General features: G+C 64.1%; 9 protein-coding genes. 1 reads left to right on the forward strand and 8 read right to left on the reverse strand.

Annotated features, from left to right (window positions below):
* Window position 1 precedes the first annotated feature (1 nt).
* Genes O7A61_RS18415 through O7A61_RS18435 form a run of 5 tightly spaced genes read right to left on the reverse strand, consistent with a single transcriptional unit; the run spans window position 2 to window position 4,583 of the window.
* The gene (locus O7A61_RS18415) at window positions 2–1,138 is read right to left on the reverse strand and encodes an ABC transporter ATP-binding protein (protein ID WP_337131023.1); all 1,137 of its coding nucleotides are present in this window, start codon (window positions 1,136–1,138) and stop codon (window positions 2–4) included.
* Window positions 1,135–1,932 carry an ABC transporter permease gene (locus O7A61_RS18420; protein WP_140510894.1) on the reverse strand — a complete coding sequence of 266 codons (798 nt, stop codon included), beginning with the start codon at window positions 1,930–1,932 and terminating at the stop codon, window positions 1,135–1,137. Before O7A61_RS18420 ends, O7A61_RS18415 begins: the two co-directional genes overlap by 4 nt.
* The gene (locus O7A61_RS18425) at window positions 1,932–2,795 is read right to left on the reverse strand and encodes an ABC transporter permease (RefSeq protein ID WP_337131024.1); all 864 of its coding nucleotides are present in this window, start codon (window positions 2,793–2,795) and stop codon (window positions 1,932–1,934) included. The genes O7A61_RS18420 and O7A61_RS18425 overlap by 1 nt, the downstream gene beginning before the upstream one ends.
* 22 nt (window positions 2,796–2,817) lie before the next feature.
* On the reverse strand, window positions 2,818–3,888 hold the full coding sequence (locus tag O7A61_RS18430; protein WP_337131025.1) for a PotD/PotF family extracellular solute-binding protein: 1,071 nt from the start codon (window positions 3,886–3,888) through the stop codon (window positions 2,818–2,820).
* A gap of 35 nt (window positions 3,889–3,923) precedes the next feature.
* Window positions 3,924–4,583: a helix-turn-helix domain-containing protein gene (locus O7A61_RS18435; RefSeq protein WP_337131026.1), complete on the reverse strand. Its 660-nt coding sequence runs from the start codon at window positions 4,581–4,583 to the stop codon at window positions 3,924–3,926.
* 521 nt (window positions 4,584–5,104) lie between these two features.
* Between O7A61_RS18435 and O7A61_RS18440 the strand changes: the two genes are divergently transcribed.
* A complete protein-coding gene (locus tag O7A61_RS18440; protein WP_027146198.1) occupies window positions 5,105–5,491 on the forward strand; it encodes a DUF2794 domain-containing protein in 387 nt (128 codons plus the stop codon).
* Between the two features lie 101 nt (window positions 5,492–5,592).
* Here the strand turns inward: O7A61_RS18440 and O7A61_RS18445 are convergent, their stop codons facing one another.
* From O7A61_RS18445 to O7A61_RS18455, 3 genes are all read right to left on the reverse strand, one after another.
* On the reverse strand, window positions 5,593–6,171 hold the full coding sequence (locus O7A61_RS18445; RefSeq protein ID WP_337131027.1) for a GNAT family N-acetyltransferase: 579 nt from the start codon (window positions 6,169–6,171) through the stop codon (window positions 5,593–5,595).
* Window positions 6,172–6,276: 105 nt separating this feature from the next.
* Window positions 6,277–7,050: a Bax inhibitor-1/YccA family protein gene (locus tag O7A61_RS18450; protein ID WP_337131028.1), complete on the reverse strand. Its 774-nt coding sequence runs from the start codon at window positions 7,048–7,050 to the stop codon at window positions 6,277–6,279.
* Between the two features lie 230 nt (window positions 7,051–7,280).
* The gene (locus O7A61_RS18455) at window positions 7,281–9,830 is read right to left on the reverse strand and encodes an ABC transporter permease (RefSeq protein WP_337131029.1); all 2,550 of its coding nucleotides are present in this window, start codon (window positions 9,828–9,830) and stop codon (window positions 7,281–7,283) included.
* Between the last annotated feature and the right edge of the window lie 42 nt (window positions 9,831–9,872).

Here is a 9,872-nt window from a genome sequence, read left to right on the forward strand (position 1 = left end):
TTCAGGTAAGCGTCAGGTCGGCCTTGTCGTCGTCGGCGAGCAGCTTCACGTCGGCGCCGGCGAACAGCACGTCGACCTCGTCTCCGATGGCAAAACTGTCTGCTTCCAGGGTCGAGCGCACGATGGCTTTGGAGCCGTCGGCCAGATCGACCTCGTATTTGGAGCCGGAGCCGAGATAGATCGCTTCGCCTATGCGCCCCGTGAGCCGGTTGCGGCCATCGCCGCCGGCACCACGGCGGGCAAGCGCCAGCTTTTCGGGCCGCAGCAGCATGACCGGCCTGCCGCCATTGGCGAGACGCTTGACTGTCGCTACCTTCTGGCCCGCAATGTCGATCGCCGTCTCCCCGCCGGAGGTGGCGGCGGCCCCGCGCAGCACGGTGGAATCGCCGATGAATTTGCCGACGAACAGCGTCGCCGGCTCGTCATACAGCTCGCGCCCGGTGCCGATCTGTTCGATGCGGCCCCGGTTGAACACGGCGATGCGGTCCGACAGCACCAGCGCCTCTTCCTGGTCGTGCGTCACATAGACGAAGGTGGTGCCGAGTTCGCGGTGGATGCGCTTGATTTCGAGCTGCAGCCATTCGCGCAGCTTCTTGTCGAGTGCGCCGAGCGGCTCGTCCATCAACAGCAGCGGCGGATCGAAAACGATGGCGCGCGCCAGCGCCACGCGCTGCTGCTGGCCGCCCGAAAGTTCGCTGGGAAAGCGGTGAGCGAAATCCGCCATCTTGACCATGTCGAGCGCTTGGCGCACGCGGCGTTCGCGCTCGGCTCCGGCTACACCGCGCAGGGCGAGCGGATAGGCTACGTTGCGGCTCACGGTCATGTGCGGGAACAGCGCGTAATGCTGGAACACCACGCCGATGTTGCGCTTGTGCGCCGGGACGCCGACGACGCTCTTGCCGCCCACTTCCAGCGCGCCCGAACTGGCCTCGGTGAAACCGGCAACGACATTGAGCGTCGTGGTCTTGCCGGAGCCGCTCGGCCCGAGCAGCGTCATGAACTCGCCGGCCTTGATGTGCAGCGATACGCCGTCCAGCGCCTTGAAGCTGCCATAGGCCTTGCTGATCGACTTCAGATCGATCGCCGCGCCCCTGCTCTCTTGCCCCGGATTCCCCCTGCTCTCTTGCCCCGGATTCATTGGCGTCCTTTCCGCTCACGGCCAAGAAGAAGCATGCCGCTGCCGATCAGGATCGTGGTGGCAAACAACAGGATCGTGCCGACGGCCGCTACCGTGGGGTCGGCGTCGCGTGTGATGGAAGCGAAGATCTGCACCGGCAATGTCTTGAGGTAGGGATTGGTGATGAACAGCGACACGACAATCTCGTCGAAGGAGGTGGCGAAGGCGAACAGCAGCCCTGACAGCACGCCGGGCGCAATCAACGGCAGCGTCACCGTGCGGAACGTGGTGAGCGCGTTCGCGCCCAGGCTCGCCGCGGCTGTCTCGAGGCGCCTGTCGAACACTTCGAGATTGGCCGAGACGGCAATCAGCACGAAGGGCAGCGCAAGGATGGTGTGGGCGAGCACGAAGCCGAGCAGCGTTCCGACAAGCCGCGTATCGAGATAGACAGCGTAGATGCCGATGGCCAGCACCACGCCGGGCACCACCATCGGTGTCAACATCAACATGCGCAGCAGGTTTGCCGGCCGCGCTTTCATGCGGTCGAGGCCGAAGGCGGCAAGCGTGCCGAGCACCGTTGCCAGCACCGCGACGATCGAGGCGACCTTCAGCGAATTCAGGAAACTGTTCGACCAATCCGGGTTGGTGACAAAATTCTGGTACCACTGCCAGGAGAAGCCCTGCGGCGGAAACGCCAGCGACTTGTTCTCGTTGAACGACATCGGCACCACGACCAGCGTCGGCGCCACCAGCCATATGGCCACCAGCAGGCAGACAAGACCCAGGACGACGCGCGTGAGCGGCTTCATCTCCATCAGCGCCGCTCCGCTTCCCGGTACCGGGATCGCATCACCGGCGCGGCAAGCGCCAGCAGCACGAAGGTCGTGACCAGCAGCACCACGCCCATCGCGCCGCCCCTGCCCCATTGCAGCAGACTGAGCACCTGCGTCTGCACCAGGGTGGACAGCATGGTCGAACGCGGACCGCCGAGCAGAGCCGGTGTGATGTAGAAGCCGAGCGCCAGGATGAAGACAATGATCGCCCCGGCATAGACGCCCGGCAGCGACAGAGGCAGGTAGATGGTGAAGAAGGCGCGGGACGGTCGGGCGCCAAGACTTTGCGCGGCGCGCATCAGCCTGAGGTCGATGCCTTTCATGACCGAATAGAGCGGCAGGATCATGAAGGGCAAAAGAACCTGCGCCATGCCGATGACCACGCCCGTCTGGGTACGGATCAGCCTGACGCCGACGAGCCCGAGCGACCGCAGGATCGAGTTGATGACGCCCGAATCCTGGAGCAGAATCACCCACGACAGGGTGCGCACCACGCCGCTCACCCAAAACGGGATCAGCACACACAGCATCAGCACCAGCCGAACGCGCGGCCCGACCGCGGTCATCAGATAGGCGTAGGGATAGGCCGAGACCATGCACACCAGCGTGACCCACGTCGAAATGACGAAGGTCCGCTGGAGCACGGTGAGATTGATGGGCATGCTGAAGAACCAGATATAGTTCTGCAGGCCCCACTCCGGCTCCGACAGGCTGCGCAGGATGATGGTGAGCAGCGGATAGCCGATCACCGCCAGGAGCAGGACCAGCGCCGGCAGCGCGAGCGCGTACGGCCGCCATGCCCGGCGCCTTTCGGCAGCAGGAATGGTTGGCTTGGACGCGCTCACGGTCTGTGTTCCCGTCAGCCGGTCAGTTGCCGGCCATCAGCGCCGACCACTTCTCCTGCGCCACCGCGAAGTTCGGCACCCAGAACTTGAAATTCTGTTTGTAGCCCTGCTTCTGGCGTTCGGGCGTGTTGGTCAGGTAGGCGGACACGGAAGCGTCGACCTTGGGCTGCGCGTCGTTGTTGATCGGCGTGTAGGAGGTCTTCTCCGCCAATATTTCCTGGGCATGCTTGCCGAGATAGGCATTGAGCAACGCGTAGGATGCATCCGTATCCTTGACGCCGACCGGGATCGTCATCTGGTCCATCACCACCAGCCAGTCCTGCCAGGCGGGTGCATATTTGGCACCGTTCTTGACTGCCGTCATGGCGCGGCCCGTCCACATCATCAGCATGTCGGCCTCGCCGGATTCGGCGAGCTGCTGCGATTCGGCGCCCGTCTTCCAGAAGATCGTGTCTGGGCCGAGCTTGCGGACCACATCGATGGCCTTGTCGATGTCGGCTACCGTCATCGCCTCCGGGTCGCCGCCGGCGACCTTGAACGCCTGTTCCAGCAGACCGCCGGTCGGGCTGCCGGAGCCGTCGATCCCACGCACGCCTGGGAATTTTTGGGTATCGAAGAAGTCGGCCCAGCTCTTGGGCGGATTATCCCCGTACTTTTCCTTGTTGTACATCAGCACCACACCGTAGTTCATCGCCGGCACCGAGCATTCGCCGACTTGACCTTCCGGGATTTTCGAGACGTCGAGCTTCGTCAGATCGAGCTTCTGGAACAGCTTGCCGCAATAGACATAGGGCGGCAGGTCGTCGGTATCGACGACGTCCCAGGTGACATTGCCGGACTCGACCTGCGCCTGCAGTTTGGCGATCTCCGTCGGGCCGTCATTGAGCAGCTTGACGCCGGATTTGTCGACGAACTCCTTGAGCGCGGCCACCTGGCCGTCCTGATAGATTCCGCCATAGGACACGAAGGTCAGCGTCTTGCCCTTCAGCGAGCCTTCAGCCACCTCTCCCGCCACCGGCTTGGATTGTGCGAGCGCGGCGGTAGCAGCCATAAGCACGGCGACGCACGCCGCATGTCCAAATCTCAGTCTCATGATCAACTCTCCCATTGCTGAACTCGCATTTGTTTTCATTCACCCGGATGCGAGCGGTTTCCGGGCCTGTATTGATCGAGTTCGAGCGCGCCGGCGGTTGGCGGCGCGATGATCCACAGCACCTCCGCCGGCGTGTCGCCGACATTGACCGTGCGATGCGGCACCGACGTTGCGTATTCGACGCTGTCGCCTTCGCGCATCACATGGCGCTCGTCGGCAAGCGTCAGCTCCACCGTCCCCTTGAGCACCATGAACATTTCGTGTTCGCCTCTATGGACATAGGTCTCGTCGCCGGTCGACCCGCCGACCTCGAAATGTCCGGCATAGACCTCGAACTGGTGGATCGGCCGCCGCGACAGGAGCATCTTGCGGCCTTGCACGCCGACCGGAACGACCGGCCGCTCCTCGCGCCGCAGCACCTTGTGCAGGGGGCGGGCATTGTCCTCGAACAGATCGTTGATGCCGAGGTCGAGAGCGGCGGCGATCTTGAGCAGCGTGCCGGTGTTGGCGCCGCACAGATTGCGCTCGAGCTGGCTGATGAAGCTCGCCGTCGTGCCGGTCATGTCGGCGAGCTGGCGCAGCGAGACGCGCCGGGCCGTGCGCAATGCCTTGATGCGAGGGCCGACGTCGCCGGCCTCTGGCGCGGCCGTCCCGCCATTCACCTGTTTTGCCGTGGAGTCCGATGCGCCTGGCATTGCCGTCTCCGTTTCACTTAACACCCTATTAAGTGAGGCGGCAAATGGCAAGCACGATCGGCGGAATTGAGTCGATATGGCCGTCTCGGGCTCTACGCCGAGTTCCACGGGTCGCCTTAGTTGAGTAAAAAAGGTGCAAAAACGAAAAAACCGACGTCAGCTTGCTTCTGACGCCGGTCATTTAGGTTTTGGGATCGTCGCACCTGGCGCTTTTCCATGGAAAAGGCCGAGGTTGGTTCGATCCGACGCAGACCCGTGGGCGGGGGGCTTGGGGTTTACGAGCCGGTGCCGGACCGAACCGTCTCAGGCAACGCCGGTAAATTCGTCGGACATTGGGGCATGAGCGCGGATAAAAAACGGCAGAAATGTGGCGAAGCATCACCAATTCCAACACGCGTTTCACAAACGTGACTGGACGCGAGGGAAACGGCTAGCCGCCGGCTTCGCTTCGCCGGCTCTTGCAATTGGGTTGCGAAGGGGCCAACTTTGGTTGGCAAAGATTCATTTTGAAGGATCGAGGCATGACTGATGACGGCGGCGGGATGGGGGATGGAGACGCATCCGCAATATTGATCCCGCTACATGAGGCGCGACGTGAACGCCTCGACCAGCCGGTCCGCTTCGACCGGCGTGAACTGGACCAGATCCTGAGGCTCTACGGACGCATGGTCGCCGCCAATGAATGGCGCGACTACGCCATCGATCATCTCACCGACCGCGCTGTCTTTTCCGTTTTTCGTCGCGCCAGCGAAGTACCGCTGTTCCAGATCGTCAAGGATCCGAAGCTGGCGCGCAAGCAGGGCGCCTTCGCCGTCATCGCGGCGGGCGGGCGCATCCTCAAACGCGGCCAGGAGCTTGGCCGAGTGCTTGGCGTCTTCGACAGCAAGCTGAAGCTGGTCCAGGTTTGAACGAGGAATTGGGGAATTGAGGAATAAGACACTCGGCGTCTGACGTAAGCGCCATTTTTCTTTCATTCTTCAGTTCTTCAAGTCCTCAATTCTCCAGTTCCTCAATTCTTCAATTCCCCCTTCCGGAATTTCCGCTCCGGCAACGAATCCGGATCGGGTGGCACCGAGGCCCCGCCGTTCAGCGATAGCTGCATGAACACCGTGTCCAGCCAGCGCCCGTGCTTGTAGCCGGAGCCTTCGAGGCGGCCGGAATGGCCAAAGCCGAGCTTCTCGTGCAGCCTGACCGAGGCGCTGTCGGCGTGGCCATCGCCGATCACCGCGACGATCTGGCGAAAGCCTGCCGCCCGCACCGCCCCAACTAGGCTTTGCATCAGCTTGAGGCCGACGCCCTGGCCCTTGGCATCGGGCGCGACATAGACCGAATCCTCGACGATGAAGCGATAGGCCGGGCGCGGCCGGAAGGGGCCGGCATAGGCATAGCCGAGTACGGCGCCGTCCTTCTCGGCCACCAGATAGGGAAAGCCGCCGGCAGCGAGCGTGGCGAAGCGCGTCCCCATCTCGGCGCGGCTGGGCGGCTCCAGTTCATAGCTCGCCGTGCCGTTGGTGACCGCGTCGGCATAGATTTCCGTGATTATGTCGAGGTCGACCGGGGTTGCCGGCCTGATCACGATATTGCTCATTCTCTATGCTGCCCTCTTATGTGCCCTCGACAACAGCAGAGGCCCGCATAAAAGAAAAGGGCGGCCATTGGGCCGCCCTTCCAGGAGCTGATGGTCCAATACCGCTTAGCGGCGGTCGCCCATGAACTGGAGCAGGAACATGAACAGGTTGATGAAGTCGAGGTAGAGCGACAGCGCGCCCATGATGGCCTTGCGGCCGGCGACATCGGATGCGTCGCCCTCGAAATACATCTCCTTGATCTTCTGCGTGTCGTAAGCGGTGAGGCCGGCGAATACCAGCACGCCGATCGCGGAGACGGCGAAGGTCAGCGCCGACGACTGCAGGAAGATGTTGATCACCGACGCGATGATGATGCCGAACACGCCCATGATCAGGAACGAGCCCATCGCCGACAGGTCGCGCTTGGTGGTGTAGCCGAACAGCGACAGCGCGCCGAAAGCGGCGGCGGTGGCAAAGAAGGTCTGCGACACGCTGGCGGTGGTGTAGACCAGGAAGATCGACGACAGCGACAGGCCAACGAGGCCGGCATAGACCCAGAAGGTCGTCTGCGCGGCGGCGACGCTCATCGATTGAATCCTGAACGACAGGAAGAACACGGCGGCCAGCGGCGCCAGCATGACAATCCAGCGCAGCGGCGAACCGAAGATCGCATAGCCGAACGAGGTCAGCATCTCGCCGCTCGGTAGCGTCGCGACGGCCGAGGCCGGGTCGGTGGTGGTGGCCAGCATGATCGTGCCGATGGCGGCAAGGCCAGTGATGAGCAAGCCAAGCCCCATCAGATTGTAGACCTTGATCATGTACGCGCGCAGACCCTGGTCGATGTCGGCGCGGACGCCGGGCACCGCCGACGTCTGATAATTGCGAATGGGATCAGCCATTGGAAATCCTCTGTTGCTTCTGCCCCGTCCGGTGTCGGGCCTCTTGCGGACCCAGGCGCCGCTGGCGGGGCTCCAGCATGCCTGCGCCGAAATATGATGGTTATTCGCGTCGAGAACAAGACCGTAACCTGTTGTAACGGTTCGTGACAGGCTAAAAATGCCGCTCCGCCGGCCGTTTTAGACGGCATTCTTACAAAGATTTAACCCGGGCAGGCGGCGCAGGCGGCGAATCAGAGGTTTCGCAGCACGGGCGCCGCTTTGTGGCCAAGCACCCGCCAGGTGCCGGCAAGGCCGATGCCGACCGTGATCACCAGCGAAAAGCCAATCGTGGCGACCGCGACTTCCGGCATGAAATGCGACGGCAAGGTCATGATGCGCGCGACGACGAACCAGGCTGCGGCGCTGCCTGCGGCGAGCGCGAAGATCGCGGTGGCGAGCCCGATCAGCATGTATTCCAGCGAGAAGGCCGTTATCAACGTGGTGCGCGTCGCGCCCAGCGTCTTCAGCACCACCGCGTCGTGGATGCGCGCCCGATTGCCGGCGGCAAGCGCGCCGGCAAGCACCAGGACCGAGGCGATCAGCGCCACGCCGGCCGCCGCCCGGATCGCCGTGCCGAGCTGGCCGACCAACCGGTTGACGATGTCGAGCGCGTCCTTGACCCGCACCGTCGTCACCGCCGGGAAAGCGCGGGTGACGGCATTGAGGACGCGCGCGTCGTCGGCGCTCGAAGCACTCTTTTCGGTGAGCGTCGCGATCCAGCCATGCGGGGCGCCCGCGAATGTGTTGGGCGAGAACACCATGACGAAATTGATGCCCATCGTCTCCCATTCGACCTGGCGGAAATTGGCGATCCGCGCCGTGACGTTGCGGCCGAGCACATTGACGGTGACGGTGTCGCCGAGCTTCAGCCCGATTTCCTTGCCCTCCTTGTCGGAAAACGAAACCAGCGGCTCGCCGGCATAATTGTCCGGCCACCATTTGCCCTCGGTCAGCGTCGCGTTTTCCGGCTGCCTGATGTCATAGGTCAGGCCGCGATCTCCCTTCAGCACCCAGGCGCCCTCGGCCGGCACCTTGACCTTGTCGACATCGACGCCGTTGAGCGCCATCACCCGGCCCCGCAGCATCGGCACCTTGGCCAGCGTTCCCTGAGGCGCCTCCTTTGCGATCAGCGATGAGAAGGCATCGACTTCGCTGCCCTGGATGTCGACGAAGAAGAAGTTCGGCGCCCGCTCCGACAGGTTGCCGGAGATCTGGCGCCGGAGATTCCCGTCGATCAGCGCCAGCGTCACCAGGAGAGTCAGTCCAAGCCCCAGCGACAGCACCACCGACGGCGTCAGCGCGCCGGGCCGGTGTATGTTGCCGATGGCGAGCCTGAGCGCGACAAAGCGCACGCGCGGGCTTTTCCTGGCTGCCCATTGCACCAGTCCGCCAACGAGACGCAGCACCAGGAAAGCAAAAATCGTGGCGCCGACGAAGATCGAGGCGATGCGCTGGTCGCCCGAAAACAGGATCGCCAGCGCCGCCAGGAAAAGCGCGATGCCGAGCGCGCAAACGACATAGACGGGGCGCGGCAGTCCGCGGCCTTCCAGCCCCATCTCCCGGAACAGCGCGGTCGCCGGCACGTCACGGGCGCGGCCGAGCGGCAGCAGCGCGAAGGCGAGCGTCACCAGCAGGCCGAACAGCGCCGCCATGGCGAGCGCGCCGGGATAGAAGCCGCCTTGCGCCGGCACCGGAATGACGGACTGCAGGGCGGCACTTGCGACAAACGGCATCAGCGCGCCAAGCATCAGGCCGGCGCCGATGCCGAGCAGGGCGATGATCAGGATCTGCACGAGGTAGACGGCAAAGACGAAGCCGCCGGACGCCCCCAGGCTCTTGAAGGTGGCGATGACGCCGCGCTTGCCGTCGAGATAGGCCCGCACCGCATTGGCGACGCCGACGCCGCCGACCACCAGCGCGGTGAGCCCGACCAGCGTCAGGAATTGCGAGAAGCGTTCGATGTTGGAAGACAGCGCCGGTGCTGCGTTGCCGCGCGTGCGGATCGACCAGCCGGCCTCCGGGAAATCCCTGGTCGCCTGGTCCTGGATGGCCTTGAGCCGCGCCTCGTCGGCACCGGCGGGCAGCCGGACCTTGTAGGCGTTCTCGACCAGGCTGCCCGGCTGGATCAGCCCGGTGGCCGCCAGGCCCTCGGTCGAGATCATCAGCCTTGGCGCGAAGCCGAACCCGTCGGAAACCGCGTCGGGCTCGCCCACCAGCCTGGCGCGCAGTTCGAAGATGGCGGTGCCGAGCTTCAGCCGATCGCCGATCTTGAGATGCAGCCGTTCGAACAAAAGGTCGGGTGCAGCGGCGCCGAAAACGCCGAACTGCCCGCCGAACAGTTCCTGCTTCGTCAGCGCCGGTTCGGTTTCCAGCGCGCCATAGAGCGGATAGGCCTCGTCGACCGCCTTGGCCTCGACGAGCGCCTGATCGGATCCGTCGGCCAGGCGCGCCATCGAGCGCATGCCTGCGGTATGCGAAACGACGCCCAGCCCGTCGAGAAAGCCAAGTTCAGCCTGGTTGGCGTCGCGCTGGTTGATCTGGAAGCGAAGGTCGCCGCCGAGCAGCGTCTGGCCCTGATCGGCGACACCGGCGGTAATGGAGCGGGCCACCGAATTGACGCCGCCGATGGCCGCGACGCCGAGCGCTATGCAGGCGAGGAAAACAAGGAAGCCGGACAGGCCGCCACGCATCTCGCGCACAGAGAAGCGGATCGCAAGCTTCAAGGCCCGCGCCAGCGGCATCAGGCGGTGACCTTGACGGGCGCCGGCGCTTCGATCCGCCCG

The organism is Mesorhizobium sp. Cs1321R2N1 (assembly GCF_037179725.1).
In the GTDB taxonomy this organism is placed as follows: domain Bacteria; phylum Pseudomonadota; class Alphaproteobacteria; order Rhizobiales; family Rhizobiaceae; genus Mesorhizobium; species Mesorhizobium salmacidum.